This window comes from Ensifer canadensis (assembly GCF_017488845.2).
Classification (GTDB): Bacteria; Pseudomonadota; Alphaproteobacteria; order Rhizobiales; family Rhizobiaceae; genus Ensifer; species Ensifer canadensis.
On record NZ_CP083371.1, the window covers coordinates 1131313 to 1147827 of the forward strand.

General features: G+C 60.5%; 19 protein-coding genes. 10 read left to right on the forward strand and 9 right to left on the reverse strand.

The window, feature by feature from the left end:
- Window positions 1-10 precede the first annotated feature (10 nt).
- Window positions 11-1186 carry an MFS transporter gene (locus tag J3R84_RS24985; protein ID WP_203529756.1) on the forward strand — a complete coding sequence of 392 codons (1176 nt, stop codon included), beginning with the start codon at window positions 11-13 and terminating at the stop codon, window positions 1184-1186.
- 175 nt (window positions 1187-1361) lie between these two features.
- Here the strand turns inward: J3R84_RS24985 and J3R84_RS24990 are convergent, their stop codons facing one another.
- Window positions 1362-2117 carry an SDR family NAD(P)-dependent oxidoreductase gene (locus J3R84_RS24990; RefSeq protein ID WP_203529757.1) on the reverse strand — a complete coding sequence of 252 codons (756 nt, stop codon included), beginning with the start codon at window positions 2115-2117 and terminating at the stop codon, window positions 1362-1364.
- A 234-nt stretch (window positions 2118-2351) separates the two neighbouring features.
- Between J3R84_RS24990 and J3R84_RS24995 the strand changes: the two genes are divergently transcribed.
- The 7 genes from J3R84_RS24995 to J3R84_RS25025 all read left to right on the forward strand — a co-directional run bounded on the left by J3R84_RS24995 (window position 2352) and on the right by J3R84_RS25025 (window position 7569).
- The gene (locus J3R84_RS24995; RefSeq protein WP_025428760.1) at window positions 2352-2942 is read left to right on the forward strand and encodes a L,D-transpeptidase; all 591 of its coding nucleotides are present in this window, start codon (window positions 2352-2354) and stop codon (window positions 2940-2942) included.
- A gap of 122 nt (window positions 2943-3064) precedes the next feature.
- Window positions 3065-3199 (forward strand): ABC transporter, encoded by a 135-nt coding sequence (locus tag J3R84_RS25000; RefSeq protein WP_203529758.1) that lies wholly within the window; start codon window positions 3065-3067, stop codon window positions 3197-3199.
- Between the two features lie 126 nt (window positions 3200-3325).
- Complete coding sequence (locus J3R84_RS25005; RefSeq protein ID WP_025428758.1) at window positions 3326-3910, forward strand: hypothetical protein; 585 nt, start codon at window positions 3326-3328, stop codon at window positions 3908-3910.
- Window positions 3911-3982: 72 nt separating this feature from the next.
- Window positions 3983-4570: a protein-S-isoprenylcysteine O-methyltransferase gene (locus J3R84_RS25010; protein ID WP_203529767.1), complete on the forward strand. Its 588-nt coding sequence runs from the start codon at window positions 3983-3985 to the stop codon at window positions 4568-4570.
- Window positions 4571-4580: 10 nt separating this feature from the next.
- Window positions 4581-5366, forward strand: a complete 786-nt coding sequence (locus J3R84_RS25015; RefSeq protein WP_203529759.1) for a hypothetical protein — start codon at window positions 4581-4583, stop codon at window positions 5364-5366.
- Window positions 5363-6256: an SDR family NAD(P)-dependent oxidoreductase gene (locus J3R84_RS25020; RefSeq protein ID WP_203529760.1), complete on the forward strand. Its 894-nt coding sequence runs from the start codon at window positions 5363-5365 to the stop codon at window positions 6254-6256. The genes J3R84_RS25015 and J3R84_RS25020 overlap by 4 nt, the downstream gene beginning before the upstream one ends.
- Before the next feature lie 326 nt (window positions 6257-6582).
- Window positions 6583-7569, forward strand: a complete 987-nt coding sequence (locus J3R84_RS25025) for a TerC family protein (protein ID WP_203529761.1) — start codon at window positions 6583-6585, stop codon at window positions 7567-7569.
- A 127-nt stretch (window positions 7570-7696) separates the two neighbouring features.
- On the opposite strand, the gene J3R84_RS25030 is transcribed toward J3R84_RS25025, so the two are convergent.
- Window positions 7697-7933 carry a DUF6500 family protein gene (locus J3R84_RS25030; RefSeq protein WP_025428753.1) on the reverse strand — a complete coding sequence of 79 codons (237 nt, stop codon included), beginning with the start codon at window positions 7931-7933 and terminating at the stop codon, window positions 7697-7699.
- Between the two features lie 238 nt (window positions 7934-8171).
- On the opposite strand from J3R84_RS25030, the gene J3R84_RS25035 reads away from it, so the two are divergent.
- A complete protein-coding gene (locus tag J3R84_RS25035) occupies window positions 8172-8567 on the forward strand; it encodes a MarR family winged helix-turn-helix transcriptional regulator (RefSeq protein WP_203529768.1) in 396 nt (131 codons plus the stop codon).
- A 38-nt stretch (window positions 8568-8605) separates the two neighbouring features.
- Window positions 8606-9901, forward strand: coding sequence for an MFS transporter (locus tag J3R84_RS25040; protein WP_025428751.1), 1296 nt, complete (start codon window positions 8606-8608; stop codon window positions 9899-9901).
- A gap of 48 nt (window positions 9902-9949) precedes the next feature.
- Here J3R84_RS25040 and J3R84_RS25045 read toward each other — a convergent pair whose 3' ends face one another.
- The 7 genes from J3R84_RS25045 to J3R84_RS25075 all read right to left on the reverse strand — a co-directional run bounded on the left by J3R84_RS25045 (window position 9950) and on the right by J3R84_RS25075 (window position 16515).
- On the reverse strand, window positions 9950-11263 hold the full coding sequence (locus J3R84_RS25045; protein ID WP_025428750.1) for a TRAP transporter large permease: 1314 nt from the start codon (window positions 11261-11263) through the stop codon (window positions 9950-9952).
- Window positions 11260-11772, reverse strand: coding sequence for a TRAP transporter small permease (locus J3R84_RS25050; protein ID WP_025428749.1), 513 nt, complete (start codon window positions 11770-11772; stop codon window positions 11260-11262). Before J3R84_RS25050 ends, J3R84_RS25045 begins: the two co-directional genes overlap by 4 nt.
- Window positions 11773-11928: 156 nt before the next feature.
- Window positions 11929-12906 carry a C4-dicarboxylate TRAP transporter substrate-binding protein gene (locus tag J3R84_RS25055; protein WP_203529762.1) on the reverse strand — a complete coding sequence of 326 codons (978 nt, stop codon included), beginning with the start codon at window positions 12904-12906 and terminating at the stop codon, window positions 11929-11931.
- A gap of 247 nt (window positions 12907-13153) precedes the next feature.
- The gene (locus J3R84_RS25060) at window positions 13154-14431 is read right to left on the reverse strand and encodes an L-fuconate dehydratase (RefSeq protein ID WP_025428747.1); all 1278 of its coding nucleotides are present in this window, start codon (window positions 14429-14431) and stop codon (window positions 13154-13156) included.
- 21 nt (window positions 14432-14452) lie between these two features.
- Complete coding sequence (locus J3R84_RS25065; RefSeq protein ID WP_203529763.1) at window positions 14453-15298, reverse strand: fumarylacetoacetate hydrolase family protein; 846 nt, start codon at window positions 15296-15298, stop codon at window positions 14453-14455.
- 25 nt (window positions 15299-15323) lie between these two features.
- Window positions 15324-16058 carry an SDR family oxidoreductase gene (locus J3R84_RS25070; RefSeq protein ID WP_171520653.1) on the reverse strand — a complete coding sequence of 245 codons (735 nt, stop codon included), beginning with the start codon at window positions 16056-16058 and terminating at the stop codon, window positions 15324-15326.
- Window positions 16059-16068: 10 nt separating this feature from the next.
- Window positions 16069-16515, reverse strand: coding sequence for a MaoC/PaaZ C-terminal domain-containing protein (locus tag J3R84_RS25075; RefSeq protein WP_025428744.1), 447 nt, complete (start codon window positions 16513-16515; stop codon window positions 16069-16071).

Consider the following 16515-nt stretch of genomic DNA (forward strand, 5'->3'; position numbering starts at 1 on the left):
TCATCGCTCCATGACGAATGCAGATCAACATATTTCCACTAAATCTGTCGAGCGCTCCCGCATCCCTCCGTTTGCCTTCGTGTTAACGACCTGCATCGGCGTCATCGGGTCGAACTCGCTGGCGCTGGGGCCGATTGCGCCAGAAGTTGCACGCAGTCTTGACGTGGGCGCTCCGGCCGTCATGACGGCATCGGCGGTTTTTGGTCTCGGTACGGCGGCGAGCGCCATCTTCCTTGGACGTTTCATTGATCGCTACGGCCCGAGCCGAATGCTTGTGATCGCATTGCTTCTGCTTGCGATCGGGCTTGGCGCCAGCGCGGCCGCACCGGCGCTCCCCTTCCTTGTGACAGCACAATTGCTGGTCGGGATTGCCGCCGGCATCGCGCTGCCGGCCATCTACACGCTGGCAGCCATTGTCGCGCCGGCGGGACGCGAGAGCGAGACCATCGGCCTGGTGTTGACGGGCTGGACGCTGAGCATGGTCGCAGGTGTACCGTTGTCGGCGGCTATTGCCGATTTCGCCGGCTGGCGCGTGACCTTCCTTGTCGTCGCCGCGGCCGCCCTTATCGTATGTGCTGCGGTGCGGATGGCTGTCGTCCGGGGGGACGCGCCTCAAGCGGCGGCTTCGTCGCCGTTGACGGCGCTCGGCGTTCGTGGGGCCGTGCCACTTCTTTCCGCCTGCGCCGCTTTCATGGCCGCCTTCTATGGCGTCTATGCCTATATCGGCGATCATCTCCATGCCGCCTTGGAACTGCCCCTCAGCGCCAACGGCTTCATCGCGGCCTTCTATGGAGTCGGTTTTGGAAGTGCCGCCTTCCTCGACCGTCTGATCGATCGCCTCGGTGCCGGAAAATTACTGCCGCTCATTTTTCTCGTTGTCGCCGCAGTCTACGTTGCGATGGCAGCAGCCAGCGGTTCCTACAAAGCCATGCTGGCGGTCGTCTTCTTCTGGGGACTTGCCAACCACCTCGGACTCAATGTGCTCATCATGCGGCTGACGGCGCTCAGCCCCACCCGGCGCGGCGCCATCATGGGACTGAACAGTGGCGTCACCTATCTTGCCCTGTTTGCCGGCACACTTGCCTTTGGCAACCTCTATTCTGCGGCGAGCTTCTTTGCTCTCCCTGTTGCCGCCGGCGGTCTGATGCTTGCGGCAGCGCTTTGCGCGGCTCTTGCACCGCGCTAGAGCATGTCGCGCAAAAGCGTACAGCGGTTTTGCGATGACCACATGCGCAAAAACAAGAGCTTAGAGCGCAGCAAGCGAATCCGAGAAATCGCGACGCGCTTTAGCGGCCATCGTCGTTCGACCAGTTGGAACGCCGATCAGCGTATAGGCGGGATGGGTTGCCGAGGCGCCTGTTCTAATGCGCGGTGTAGGCGCCATCCACCAGATGGTAGCTACCGGAGATGAAGCTCGCTCGTTCGGACAGGAGAAAACACACAAGAGCTGCAACTTCGTCCGGCGTGCCGCGTCGGCCCATGGGCTGAAGCGCCTCCAAGCGTCGGTTGCTTGTCAACTCGGACTGCTCGGATAGCAGTGGCGTTTCGATCATGCCAGGCCCGACCGCATTGATTCGTACGCCCCTTTTTGCATACTCGATCGCGGCGACCTTCGTCAGGCCGACAACCCCGTGCTTGGCTGCGGTGTATGCCGATGCGGTCGGCAGGCCGACGGAGCCCAGAATCGACGACATGTTGACGATGGATCCACCACCCTGCGCCGCCATGGCGGCGATCTCGTACTTCATGCAATAGAACACGCCGTTGAGATTGACGCTGATCAACCTTTCCCACTCGTCTACCGGGTAATCAGCCGTCGCCCTTCGAATGCCGTCGACTCCGGCATTGTTGACCGCCAGATGCAGCCCCCCGTGTGTCTGGACAACGGTTTCGACCAGCTTCGCCACGTCGCCGGCTTTGGCGACATCGACCTCCACGGGGAAGGCCGTCCCGCCAGAGGAACAGATCTCGTTGGCGACCGCCTGCGCCGCATCGGGATTGATATCCGCTACGACGACTTTCGCCCTTTCTGCTCCAAGCTGGCGGGCAACCGCGGCACCTATCCCAGACCCTGCGCCGGTTACAAGCGCGACTTTGCCGGCGAAGCCAAGCTCCATTCTGTGTATCCTTATTCAAGAGCCCAATCGACCAGGGACGGACGCAAGCTGCAAGCAGTTTCATCAATTGTGGCGTGCTTTGTCAGCCTGCACCTGCGAAACGCGAAGTGCAATGGTCTTTACTCTTCCTACACTACTAGTTTTCTCCTCGGAAAAGCGAAGAATAGCGACTTGGCCAACGAACGCTTGAGTGTTAAAGACGAAACAGTGCTCACCGATTACTCGTAGGTGGATATGAACAGTAACCGCGTTACCCGGCGGGCGATCCTGCTCGGCAGTTTGGCTTTAACGGCATCTGGATGCACATCAACGGCACAACGATTGGGCGAGCCCATCTTTTCTGCCTTCGGAGGTGGCCCGTCTTCCCGCTATCGGCGTCGAGATGTGGCTTATGACGGAGGTGAGCCCCCTGGGACGATCGTCGTCGACACCACGGAACGCTACCTATACCTGGTTGAAGGCGGTGGCCGGGCCATCCGCTACGGCGTCGCTGTCGGCGAAGATGGACGCACGCTCAAGGGCCCGGCGTCAATCGGGCGCAAGGCCGAATGGCCGTCCTGGACCCCGACCGAAAGCATGATGGAGCGCAAGCCGCATTTACGGCAATATGCCGGAGGCGTCAGCGGTGGGAACCATAATCCACTTGGTGCAGCCGCGCTTTATCTCTATCGCGGTGGGCAGGATACCATGTTCCGGCTGCATGGAACAAACGAGCCCTGGACGATAGGCCAGGCAGTATCGAGCGGATGCGTCCGCTTGACCAATGAGGATATCGTCGATCTGTACAACCGAACTCCCGTTGGGGCCAAGGTTCTGGTCATCTGATCAAGCTTTTATGCTCGCCGACGCAAATTGTGTTCTTTTTGCACTAGGCGAGAGCGAAGAACGCCCTATTAATATAAGCGTTGCCTTTGATTCCCATTCCGCATAGAGGAGAGGACTTCTTGATGAGCAGAAATCTAATCATGATCGTTACCTTGCTTTCCGTCGTAAGCCTGAGTGGCTGCGATACTATCGGCAAAGGCAAGGGTAAAGCCCCGCCGCCGGTCGAGTCGGCCGAACCGGCACCGGTCTATAAATAACTTGAACTTCTGATGGGTGGGGAGGGCAAGTGCCCTCCCCACGTCATCCCAACCGGTCGGGCCGGCCGTAAGGCTGCAATGTCTGCCGGGCTGTGCTCATCGGAGTTCAGGAGATATTCCACAGTGATGCCGCATATGATTGGCCGACTAACACTCGTGGCAATGCTCGCGTTTGCGACGGCTGCCTGCGAATCAACTGATAAAAAACCCGAACCGCGTTTTGTCTCGAGTACCAGTGGCGCACCTGCCGTGAGCGCAGGCGTAGTGCGGGAAGCCGGTTACTTTATCGAATTTAGATCCCGTTACGCCCTAAGCTACGGCCATACCTATGTGATTTTCGGGCGCACGGATCAGGCGGGTGCGATGATTGATCCCGAAGTCGCGGGTCTTGCACCGGCCAGTACCAGCGCAACCCCCTATGTCCTCGGTCACTTTTTGCCCGTACCGGCCGAAACCGGTGCCAGCGACGGTGATCTTGAGGAGGCATACAGGTCAGCAAGCTGGCGCGTCATGCTGACCGAAGCGGAATACAACAAGACCGTTGCCTACATCAGGCAGCTTAAAGCCAAATCGCGCCTCTGGCAGGCGTCGGTTTACAACTGCAATGCATTCGTCTCGGACATCGCGCGTTCCATGGGATATCAGACGCCCAGCATCTGGCTAAGGCCGCAGCAGTTCGTTACAAAACTCCGGCAGATGAACGCGGGCTAAAGGCGATCGGTCCGGCGTTTCGCGCCCAATCGATCGTATATCGCAGAAAGGCTTCGGTGACTTGAAGTGATCATATCGATCGCCGCTCTGGGCAAAATCGTGTGGGTAGTCGGCATCATTACCTGGTACTTTATTCGTGTGCCGTTCGAACGCCGGGCCAAGCGCGTGCAGGTCGTCAGCACCCGCCGCTCGCCGGTTGACATGTTCGGGCTTGCGTCCGGCCTCCTTGGCCTGGCGATCATCCCAGCTTTCTACGTTGCCACCGGAATGCCGGGGGCCGCCGACTATTCGGCCCGTCCGTGGGCCATCGTGCTAGGCGCAGTCATTTTTTTCTTTGCCCTGTGGGTTTTTCGCCGGACACATAAGGAGCTCGGTCGGAACTGGTCGATCACGTTGGAGATTCGTGACAAGCACGAGCTGATCTCCGGCGGACCTTACGCCTTTGTTCGCCACCCGATGTATACGTCCTTCATGCTGATGGGTCTCGGTCAGGCCTTTCTGCTTTCCAATTGGGTGGCAGGGCTGGCGGGCTTGCTCGGGTTCGCGGTGCTTTTTTTTCTAAGGGTGGACAAGGAAGAGCGTATGATGCTGGAGATTTTCGGGCCGCAGTACCGTGACTACATGCAGCGGACCAAGCGAATCGTGCCGTATCTCTACTAAAGGTGACATGATGCGAGGCCGAGCCATCAAGCTTTCGGTGCCACGGCGCCTTGTCTGCGACCTGATGCGGTTTTCGATCGGGGTGCCGCGCGTTACCGTTCAGCGGCAAATGAACCTCGACCCGCTGCAAAGGGCGAGAATCGCCCAGACCAGCAGGCCGTCTTGGACCGCGCTGTTCTTGAAGGGATACGCGCTTCTTTGTCGGGAGACGCCGGAGTTCCGGCGTGCATACGTCAAGCTCCCCCGACCTCAGCTTTATGAATACCCGGAAAGCGTAGCGTCCATTGCGCATGAACGCGAGCATGACGGCGAGCGGGTGGTCCTGCTCAGCAAGATCAAGTCTCCGGAGCGCCTCCCGATCCCTGAACTGGCCGCCCTGATCGATGCGGCGCGGTCGCGCCCGGTGGCGGAGATAAAGGAGTTTCGGCGCGCGCTGAAGATTGCCCGCATGCCGGGCCCAATCCGTTGGCTGCTCATGTGGCTGGGACTCAATCTCGGCGCGCGGCGCGCCCACTACTTCGGCACCTTCCAACTGTCGGTCTATTCGGGCCTCGGGGCGGAATCGCTCAATCCCCTGACCCCCCTCACCACCCTCTTCAATTACGGCCCCATCGCCGCGGACGGCACGGTCACCGTACGCATCCACTACGATCACAGGGTCATGGATGGTGCCAATGTCGCGCGCGCGCTGGAGCGCTTCGAAGCGATCCTGAACGGTGATGTTGCCCAGGAAGTGTTGGGTCTTTCTCAAGACGAAGCCGTTCACACGCCCTTGCTGTCGCGGAAGACCACATGATGGTACAGGCCGAATTGCGACCGGCGGTCGTGGTCATTGGAGCCTCGCGCGGTATTGGTCGGGCGATCGCCAAAGTTGCCGCGCGAGAAAAAGCACCCGTCGTACTTGTCGCGAGATCCCACGACGATCTGGTCGCTGTGGCGAGCGAGATTGGGGAGGCCGGCGGCGAAGCATTCGTGCTGGACCTCGACCTGTTCTCGGCCGATGCGGCGGCGCGCCTGGGGGATTTCCTCACGGCAAACAACCTTTGCTGCGACGTCCTGGTCAACAGTGCAGGCTACGGTTTGCGGGGGGCGGCAACGACACTCCCCGTCCAGGATCAGCTGGGGATCATCGACCTCAACATCCGCGCGCTTACCGACTTGTCTCTTCACTTCCTGCCGGGGATGGTGGCGCGCGGTCGCGGCGGCGTCCTCAACCTCGGCTCCATTGCCGGCTTCATGCCCGGCCCTAACATGGCGCTTTACTACGCAAGCAAGAGCTACGTGCGCTCCTTTTCCGAGGCCCTTCACCAGGAATTACGCCGTACCGGCGTCACGGTGACATGCGTTGCTCCCGGTCCGGTATCGACCGAATTCCTGCAGCGATCCGGCGCCGATCGCGTGCCGCTTTTCAAGGTCCTGCCGAAGCTTGATGCCGACTATGTCGCCGAGCGCGCTTGGCGCGGGTTCAAGTCGGGGCGGCGTCTCGTCGTGCCGGGAACCTCCGCCAAACTTGCGGCGTTTGCCGCAGCATGGCTGCCATCCGCAGTCATGTTGCCATTGATCGGCCGATTGCAACGCCGCAGCAATGATCCCTGCCCTTGCGGCTCCGGCATAAAATTCAAGGATTGCTGTGGCGCCCGTTCGCGTCGGGACGGCTTGCGGCAAAACACCCCTCTAAACCGCTGATCGGTTTGACACCGTCGAAAAATGCGCCTTCGGATCGCCGCCGGATACCGCAACCAATGTGAGGGGAGCCGTTTGCGAATGCGCTCCATGGCACCTGCGTCAAACGCCTCAAAAATTGGATGTGGTTGATGATGGCAGAGTGACTGGCGATGTCGGAGGATGCCGTCGACGCGTGTACCAAAAAAGCGGTGTCAGACACTTGAAGGCCGGCCAGCGCCCTCCCATCTACCGGACAACCCGCTGGTCCGGGCCCCTCTGGCGAGAGCTTCCGGCGCTCTTGCGATGTCGGACCTTATCCGACATCTGCGCCGGCGGAGCTCTATTCCGTGGATACTTCCCTTTTGTTTATCGTTTGGCTGGGTAAGCCAATCTGGATGTGGCTCAGCTTCATCACGCTGGTCATCGCTATCCTGTCCTTCGACCTTGGCGTGCTGCACAAGGAAAACAAGGAAATCGAGGTTGGCGAGAGCATCAAGCTCTCGGCGCTCTACATCTCGCTTGGCCTCGCTTTCGGCGGCTGGGTCTGGTGGTATCTGGGCGCCGACGCCGGCCTTGCCTACATGACCGGCTTCGTCGTCGAAAAGACGCTCGCGCTCGACAACGTGTTCGTCATCGCCCTCATTTTCTCATTCTTTGCCGTCCCGCGTCTCTACCAGCATCGGGTGCTTTTTTGGGGCATCCTCGGCGTCATCGTCCTGCGCGCCATCATGATCGGCGTCGGTGCGACGCTTGTCGCTGAATTCTCATGGCTACTCTACATCTTCGCTGCCTTCCTCGTCGTTACCGGCTTGAAGATGCTGTTCATGAAAGAAGCCGAGCCCGACATCTCCAACAACGCGTTGGTGCGCTTCATGCGGAACCGTTTCAATGTAACGGAGACCCATCACGGCGAACATTTCTTCGTCAAGCAGGCTGATCCGAAGAGCGGCAAGCTGATCTGGTTCATCACGCCGCTGTTCATGGCCCTCGTGCTTATCGAGGTGGCTGACGTTATCTTCGCCGTCGATTCGGTACCGGCGATCTTCGCCATCACCACCGACCCGTTCCTGGTTTATACGTCCAACATCTTCGCCATTCTCGGCCTGCGGGCGCTCTACTTCGCACTGGCTGCGATGATCCACCGTTTCCGCTATCTGAAGCCGGCTCTGGCCGTTGTCCTGATCTTCATCGGCTCGAAGATCTTCGTTGCCGATCTGCTGGGCCTGGAGAAATTCCCGGCGGCGCTGTCGCTTGGCATCACCTTTGCCATCATCGCAAGCGGCGTGATCTGGAGCTTGGTCAAGACGCGCGGGGAACCGATACCGGCCGAGTAAGTCTCGGCAAAGCGACCTCAATCAAGACGAGGCGATACGCCCGGAGGCTGCCCAAGAGGGCAGCCAATCCATTTCAGTGACAATCAGCTAAGCCGCGGGTGCTCGAAAGAACGCCCGCGGTTTGCGTTTATCGGATCGGCGTCTGCTCGCCCAAAGCGGCGACCATCGCGCGGATCTTGACGGCTTTCTCGAAATGGTCGAGCCGATGGGTTCTGATCCACCATTCGGCCGCCTCCATCAAAAGCTCCGGGTCATCGTTTCTGTTGGCAAAGAAGGCATAGAACGAGAGGCCCACCCCGGGTCCCTTTTCAGCGATCTTCCGATCGCAAACTTCCAGTATCTTCCGTTGCAAGGCGGTTCTCATGATCCGGCTCCAATGTGTTTGCTGATTGTCTCTGGTGAAGGGTTGGCTTCGCCCTGCCCGCTCGAAGGGCTCTTTTCAAGACGAGGTCTTAGCCGCAGCCGGTCGGGCTGCGCAATCCTTGAAAGGGCGGTCACGATTCATCGGGTGATTGTCTGATTGACCGGCCGTTGCCGCACCCTTGGGCGTGCCATCGCACGCAGGGCTTGACGTCAGAATATTGCGTGTATATACACGCAATATGTCCTATTGTTATTGCATCCTCCTGCGCAAAGCCTCGAGACGAGTGACGTCGCTCTATGACGACGCGCTTGCGCCTATTGGCGTCAATCTCGCGCAGTTCAGTCTGCTGCGAAATATCCAGCGGGCCGAGCCCATCTCTTTGACGGATCTCGGCCAGCGCACGGAACTCGACCGTTCGACGGTCAGCCGGAACGTCAAGGTCCTTGAAAAAATGGAGCTGGTCGTAATGGTGAGCGGGCAGGATCAAAGGGAATCTGCTGTCGAATTGTCCGCCAAGGGGCGGCAGGTCCTGCGTGACGGGGCTCCTCTCTGGGACGGCGTTCAGACGGCAATCGAAGCCAAGCTCGGCGACAAGGCATCTGCACAACTGACAGCTTTGCTGCAGGCTCTCTAGTCAAATCAACACAATCGATCGATGGAAGGAAATGGCCGATGTTCGGACCGGTGCTTGCGCGGTATCTCGCCAAACGCGACATCCATTATGGCTGGGCTGTCGCGGCCGTTACATTCCTCGTCATGCTGGCGACCGCCGGTGCAATGGGGTCCGCGGGCGTTCTGATCAAGCCACTCGAAACAGAGTTCGGATGGTCGACTGCCGAGATATCGTTTGCGCTCGCCATTCGCCTCGTGCTCTTCGGTCTGCTTGGGCCGTTCGCGGCAGCCTTCATGAACCACTTCGGCGTCAGGAAGGTCGTTTCCGCGGCGCTGGTTCTCATCGTTACCGGCATCATTGCGTCGTTCTTCATGACGCAGTTGTGGCAGATGGTAGCGCTTTGGGGTGTCGTTCTCGGCGTCGGCACGGGCATGACCGCGCTAGTGCTCGGCGCCACCGTCGCCACGCGCTGGTTCGACAAAAGGCGCGGCCTCGTTGTCGGCCTGATGACGGCCAGCAATGCCACCGGGCAGTTGGTGTTCCTGCCCCTCCTCGCCTCTCTCACCGAGGCGATCGGCTGGCGCACCGCCCTCACCGTCGTCATCGCGGTCCTGTCCTTTGCCTTCCTCCTCGTGCTCCTGTTCATGCAGGATCGGCCTGCTGACGTCGGCTTGGCGCCCTATGGCGGCCGGGCGATCGTGCCGGCTCCAGCACAGAAGCATAATCTGCGCACCCTGTTGCTTTCGCCATTGAAGGCGCTGCAGGAAGCGTCCCGTTCAAACACGTTCTGGGTGCTGTTTGCGACCTTCTTCGTCTGTGGCTTCAGTACCAATGGCCTGATCCAGATGCATTGGGTGTCGATCTGCGGCGATGTCGGCATCGCTGCCGTCGGTGCGGCCGGTTTCCTGGCGCTGATCGGCGTATTCGACCTCGTCGGTACGGTCTTTTCCGGCTGGCTCTCCGACCGCTATGACAATCGTTGGCTGCTCTTCTGGTTCTACGGCCTTCGCGGCCTGTCGCTGCTGTTCCTTCCCTTCAGCGGCTTCAACATCTACACGCTGTCGATCTTCGCCATCTTCTATGGCCTCGACTGGGTCGCGACCGTCCCGCCGACCGTGAAGCTTTCGGCGGAACGCTTTGGTGCAGAGCGGGCGGCGCTGGTCTTCGGCTGGGTGTTTACCGGACACCAGCTCGGCGCGGCGAGCGCTGCATTCCTCGCCGGCGCGAGCAGGACGTCGCTCGAGACCTATACGCCAGCGCTTATTGCCGCCGGCTTGCTGTGCATCGTCGCCGCACTGTTGGTCCTGACCATCGGTCAGCGCGCACCGGCAAACCTGGTGCCGCAGGCGGGGTGAAATGCTAGCAGTTGCCGGCCGCAGTTCTTCATTGCGGCCGGCAATCGACTATTGAACAGCCGTGGTCCCGTAAACGAGGTTCGGCAGCCAGAGCGAAAGCTGCGGGAACATGCTGAGCATCAGCAACAACACCATCATCATCGCGAGATAGGGCAGCACTTCGCGTGCATAGGCCATCATCGGAACCTTCAGCACCATCGACGAGATGTACATCAGCCCACCGACCGGCGGCGTAATGCCGGCAATGGTCAGGTTGGTGATGAAGACGACGCCGAAATGCACGCGATCGATACCGACGCCGTCGATGATCGGGATCAGCATCGGCGTGAGGATGATCAGCGCTGCCGACCCCTCGATCGCCGTACCGATGACGATCAGAAGCACGTTGATCAGCAACAGCATCAACAGCGGGTTGTCGGTTGCTGCACCCAGCCAGCCGGACATCGCCTGCGGCACCTGTTCCCAGGCGAGATAGAAACCGAAGGCCGCGGCCGCGCAGATCATGATCATGACCACGGCCGAATCGCGCACCGACTCGGCAAGCACTTCCGGGATCTGGCGGATGGTGAACTCACGGTAACCGAAGACCGCCACGAACAGCACGTAGACGACGACGACTGCACCAGCCTCCGTGGTGGTGAACAGCCCATAGCGAGTTCCGGCGAAGATGACGATCGGGATCGACAGCGCCCAGAGACCGTCGACCAGCGCCTTCATCGCTTCGGCACGGCTCGCCCGCTCCTTGCGCAGCGGCTTGTAGCCACGCTTCTTGGCAATGAAGTAGGTGGTGATCATCAGGCCGCCGGCAAGCACAAGGCCGGGCACGACGCCAGCCGCAAACAGCCGGCCGATCGAGGTTTCGGCAAGGAAGCCATAGACGATAAGACCGATCGACGGCGGGATCAGGCTGGTGATGATGGCGGCCGACGACGTGATGACGGCGGCGAAGGCGCGGCTATATCCCCTCTCCGACATTTCGACGCCCAGCGTCTTGGCAAGCATCGCCGCATCGGCGTTGGCGGATGCAGTCAGGCCGCCAAGCAGCGTGCCGAGAACCGTGCACATCTGGGCGAGTGCCCCGGTCATATGGCCGACGAGGACGTCAGCAAGGTTGAGCAGCCGGCGGGTGATGCCCGAGGCGTTCATGATGCAGCCGGCGAGTACGAACAGCGGCAGCGCCAGCAGCGACACGGACTGGCTACCTTCGGCCATTTCCTGGGCGAAATTGGCAAGCGGGATCATGTCCATGTTGATGAGGAAGAACGCCAACGCTCCAATCGCCATCGCCCAGGTGATCGGGGTGGACAAAAGGAAGAGCACGACGACCAACAGCGACGGACCGGCAAGATGAAAGAAGGTCATATCAGCGATTCCACATTGCGATGCACCCGCGCAGTCCACGGTCTTTCGACGATCAGGTGCTGAACGAACATGCCGGCGGACGCGAGGGCGAGCGGGCCATAGGAGAGGCTGCGCGACAGGTCGAGCGCGATGGTGTGGACCTGGCGCGACGTCCATGCCTGCCAGGCAAACAGCACCGTCATCACCAGGAAGAAGACGGCGAGCAACAGGTAATTGAACCAGGCAATCGCCTTCTGCCAGCCTGCGGGGAAGGCCGTGACCAGCACATCGATCGCCGCATGCGTCCCCAACCGAACACCGGCAACGGCGCCGAAAAACACGAGATAGGCAAAGGCCATGATCGCCAGTTCGTAGGTCCATGCAGCCGGCTGCGGGAAGATATAGCGACTGACGACACCCCAGAGGATCGAAAAGACGATGACGATGAGCGCGACAACGCCGATCGCCTCGTCGGCGCGGCGAAAACTGAGAAGAGGTATTGTCTCTTCCTGAAGGTGTGAGGTTTCCATAGCGGCCTCGGTCATTTGAAGAGAAGGATATGGGTGGCGTGTTGCGCCACCCATTTTCAGTTCGGCTGTGCCAATCTCACATTCCCTGCGAGAAAATCTGCCGATCTGGCGTCGACCGTCGAGCCGACGCCGGGTTGGCGGCGGGAGCGTGTCCGCCTACTCGGCCATCGCCTTCTGAACGCGATCGTAGATGCCCGGGGTAATATTCGGCACCTTGTCGTAGGCGACGCGCGATGCCTCGACGAAAGCCGGAACGTCGACGTCTGTAACGATCTCTACACCGGAGTCGGCAAGCTGCTTGGCATAGGCGTCGTCGGTTTCGAGCGTCATCTCAGTCAGTTCCTTGGCGATCGTCTGCCCCTCCTCCAGAAGGATCTTCTGCAGATCTTCCGGCAGGCCGTTGAAGAACTGGCTCGATGCGACCCAGGCGGTGAACATGATCTGGTGGCCGGTCTTGGAGACGACCTTGCGGGTCTCGTTCAGCTTCGCACCGGCGATCGAACCGAATGGCCCTTCAGCGGCATCGACGACGCCGGTCTGCAGCGCGTTGTAGACATCGCCCCAGGGAAGTTCCGTCGGGCGTGCGCCGTAGCTGCCGAAGGTCGCCATCATGATCGGCGAGGACGGCACGCGGATCGTCACGCCGGCAAGATCGGCCGGGGTACGGACGGGCTTGTTGGAGATGATGTGGCGGTAGCCGAAGAGGCCGTTGGGCATGATGATCTTGATGCCCTGCGCCTCGAGCTTGCCCGACAGTTCCTTGTAGAGGTCCGATGCAAACAGGCGGTCCGTGGCCTCAAGACTCGGATAGACGTAGGGGCCGGCCAGGATCGACATATCGGGCACGAACTGACCGAGCTGGCCGTAGTCGGTGGCGCTGAGCAGGCTGGCGCCGCTCATCACCATCTCATTGACCTTCTTCTGCGCGCCGAGCTGGTCGCCGGTCATCACGGTAATCGCGATTCGGCCGTCAGAACGCTTCTCGACGCGCTCGGAGAAGGTCTTCATCGCCTTGACGATCGGCTCGTTGGGATTCACCTGCGAGGTCGAAAAACGCAGGCTGTATTCCTGCGCATTGGCGCTACCGCAATAGGACAGAGCGGCGATGGCAGCCGCGAGCACGAACTTCTTCATTGGATCCTCCTGTTCCGGACTCCCCTCCGGAATTCATTCATAAGCGAATGAATAAGTTATTTACGAATGAGTCACAAGCGTCAAGTGGAATGTCTCGGCGCCGCGGCTGTTCGAAGGTGAGAGCGCCATTCCGCGTCCCGTTGGCGGAAAAAGCAAAAGCCGCCGCAGAGATCCTGCAGCGGCTTCAAGCAACACGTTTGAATTCACAACTTATATATGAATACCCTCTCAGGGATAATCGGCGCTACTAGCCCTTGAACGTGTAATCCTTGATGGACTGCGGCTTCATCTCGATCGAAAAGCCTGGACGTTCCGGCGGCATGTAGGCGGCGTTGTGGATGATGCACGGCTCGAGGAAGTGCTCGTGCAAATGGTCGACATACTCGATCACCCGGCCATCCTTGGTCCCAGACACGGCGATGTAGTCGATCATCGACAGATGCTGGACGTATTCGCAGAGCCCTACCCCGCCGGCATGCGGCCAGACTGGAAGCTCATACTTCGCCGCCACCAGCAGAACCGCCAGCACTTCGTTCAGGCCGCCCATGCGGCAGGAATCGATCTGCACCACGTCGATCGCGCCCTCGGCGATGAACTGCTTGAACATGATCCGGTTCTGGCACATCTCACCGGTTGCGACTTTCACCGGGCCGATCGCCTCACGGATCTTACGGTGGCCGGCGACATCATCGGGACTTGTCGGTTCCTCAATGAAGAACGGCTTGGCAAAGGCCAGTTGTTTGACCCAGTCGATCGCTTCACCGACCTCCCAGACCTGGTTAGCATCGATCATCAGGTAGCGGTCCGGGCCGATGACTTCGCGTGCAATGGTCAGGCGCCTGATGTCGTCGGCGAGATCACGCCCGACCTTCATCTTGACGTGATTGAAGCCCTGGTCGATTGCCTCCTGCGCCAGCCGGCGAAGCTTGTCGTCGTCATAGCCGAGCCAACCGGCAGACGTCGTATAGCAGGCGTAACCTTCGCTCTTCAGCGTCGCGATACGCTCCGCCTTGCCGGCTTCGGCACGCTTCAGGATCGCCACGGCTTCGTCGCGGGTCAGCACATCGGTCATATAGCGATAGTCGACAATGTCGGCGATCTCTTCCGGCGACATGTCGGCGACGAGTTGCCAGACGGGCTTGCCGGCTTCCTTGGCGAGCAGATCCCAGATCGCGTTGACGATGGCACCGGTGGCCAGATGAATGGCCCCCTTCTCCGGGCCGATCCAGCGCAGCTGGCTGTCGCTGGTCAGATGTCGCCAAAAGCGGCCTGGATTGGCGAGTATCTCCGCCGTATCGCTGCCGACGACGAGATGCTGCATGGCTTTGATCGCCATGCAGCAGATGTCGTTGCCCCGCCCGATCGTGAACGTCAGGCCATGGCCCGCCAATCCGGGGCTATCGGTGTCGAGGATGACATAGGCCGCGGAATAGTCAGGGTCCGGGTTCATGGCATCGGAACCGTCGAGGCTCTGCGATGTGGGAAAGCGCAGATCGAAGACGCGCAGATCGGTGATGCGGGTCATGTTTGCTCCAATGAGAATAGATCAGTCGTCCGCGCGTACGGACTGCTTCTGGGTGCCGAGACCTTCGATGCCGAGTTCGACGACATCGCCGGCCTTGAGGTAACGCGGCGGCTTCATGCCCATGCCGACGCCCGGCGGCGTACCGGTCGAAATGATGTCGCCCGGCTGCAGCGACATGAACTGCGACAGGTAGGAGACGATATATGCGACACCATAGACCATGGTCTTGGATGAGCCGTTCTGCATCGTCTCGCCGTTGACCTTGAGCCACATCGGCAGGTTCTGCGGATCCGGGATTTCCTCCTTCGTCACCAGCCATGGGCCGGTCGGGCCGAAGGTGTCGCAGGACTTGCCCTTGGTCCACTGTCCCTGGCGCTCGATCTGGAACGCGCGCTCAGACACGTCGTGGACCGTGCAATAGCCGGCGACATAGTCGAGGGCTTCGGCTTCGCTGACATACTTCGCCTTGCGGCCGATGACGACGCCGAGTTCGACTTCCCAGTCGGTCTTCTCGGAGCCGCGCGGAATGACGAGGTCATCGTTCGGACCGACGATGGCCGACGTCGCCTTCATGAATATGATCGGCTCGGAGGGAACGGTCGCACCCGTTTCGGCGGCATGGTCGGAATAGTTGAGGCCGATGCAGATGAACTTGCCGGTGCCAGCGACGCAAGGGCCGAGGCGCGGGCTGCCGGCCACAGCCGGAAGGCCGGCAAGATCGAGCTTGGCCAGCTCCGCCAACTTGGCAGGATCCAGCGCTGCTCCCGAGAAGTCGGCGACATGGTCGGAAAGATCGCGAAGCGTGCCGCTCGCGTCGATGATTGCAGGCTTTTCCTGCCCCGGTTCGCCATAACGAAGAAGTTTCATGGTGTCATATCCCTGATTTGAGTGCTCAGATTGTCCAGCCGCCATCGATGGCATAGGCCTGCCCGGAGGTATAGGTCGCGCCGGCGAGGTAGAGGGCGAGATCGGCGATCTCTTCCGGCGTGCCGATCCGGCCCATCGGCTGACGGGCGATGAAGGCGGCCCTCGCCGCGTCGTAATCGCCCTGTGCCCGCATGCGATCCTGCAGCGATGGGCTTTCGACCGTACCAGGGCAGATGGCATTGCAGCGGATGCCGTCGGCGACATAGTCGGCGGCAACGGATTTGGTCAGGCCGATGACGGCCGCCTTGGTCACGCCATAGGCAAAGCGGTTCGGCACGCCCTTGATGCTGGACGCAACCGAAGCCATGTTGATGATCGAGCCGTCCTTGCGCGAAAGCATGCCCGGCAACACGGCCCGGATGGTGCGGATCATCGCCTTGACGTTGAGGTCGAAGGCGAATTCAAGGTCGGCATCCTTCATGTCGAGGATCGAGCCGGCATGCACGAAACCGGCGCAATTGAAGAGCACGTCGACCTGACCGATCTTGGCAACCAGCGCCTCGACAGCGCCTGGGTCGAGAACGTCGAGCCGATGGGTTTCAACAGAGGCTTCTGCGGCCAGCGCTGCGAGTGCCTCGGTGTTGATGTCGGTGGCATGCACCTTGGCGCCGGCCTTGGCAAAGGCAAGCGCGGTGGCGCGGCCGATGCCCTGGGCTGCGGCGGTGATAAGGACGACCTTACCCGAAAGACCCGTTGTCATTGTTGACCCCTCATGCTTTGCGTTCGACGACCAGGATATGATCGGCGGCGAGGACGACCTCGCCACGCTGGTTGATAACTTCGCACCGTTCGACGACACGTCCCGCCTTCGGCCGCTTCGGATCGTCCTCCTTGGCGGAGATCGTCACGCGGGTGCGGATGGTGTCGCCGATATGAACCGGACGCACGAACCGTAACCGATCATAGCCATAAGAAAAGGCGACGGGATTGATCAGCGACGCCGTCAGGCCGACGCCGATGGAAAAGATCATGGTGCCATGGGCGATCCGCTGGCCGCCGGGCAAGGTTTTGGCGAATTCCGCGTCCATGTGGTGCGGGAAGAAGTCGCCCGTATGCCCGGCATGGACCACGAAGTCGGTCTCGGTGATCGTACGGCCTGTGCTCAACCTGACATGGCCGAGTTCATAGTCTTCGAAATGGATTGTCTGTTCCAACAT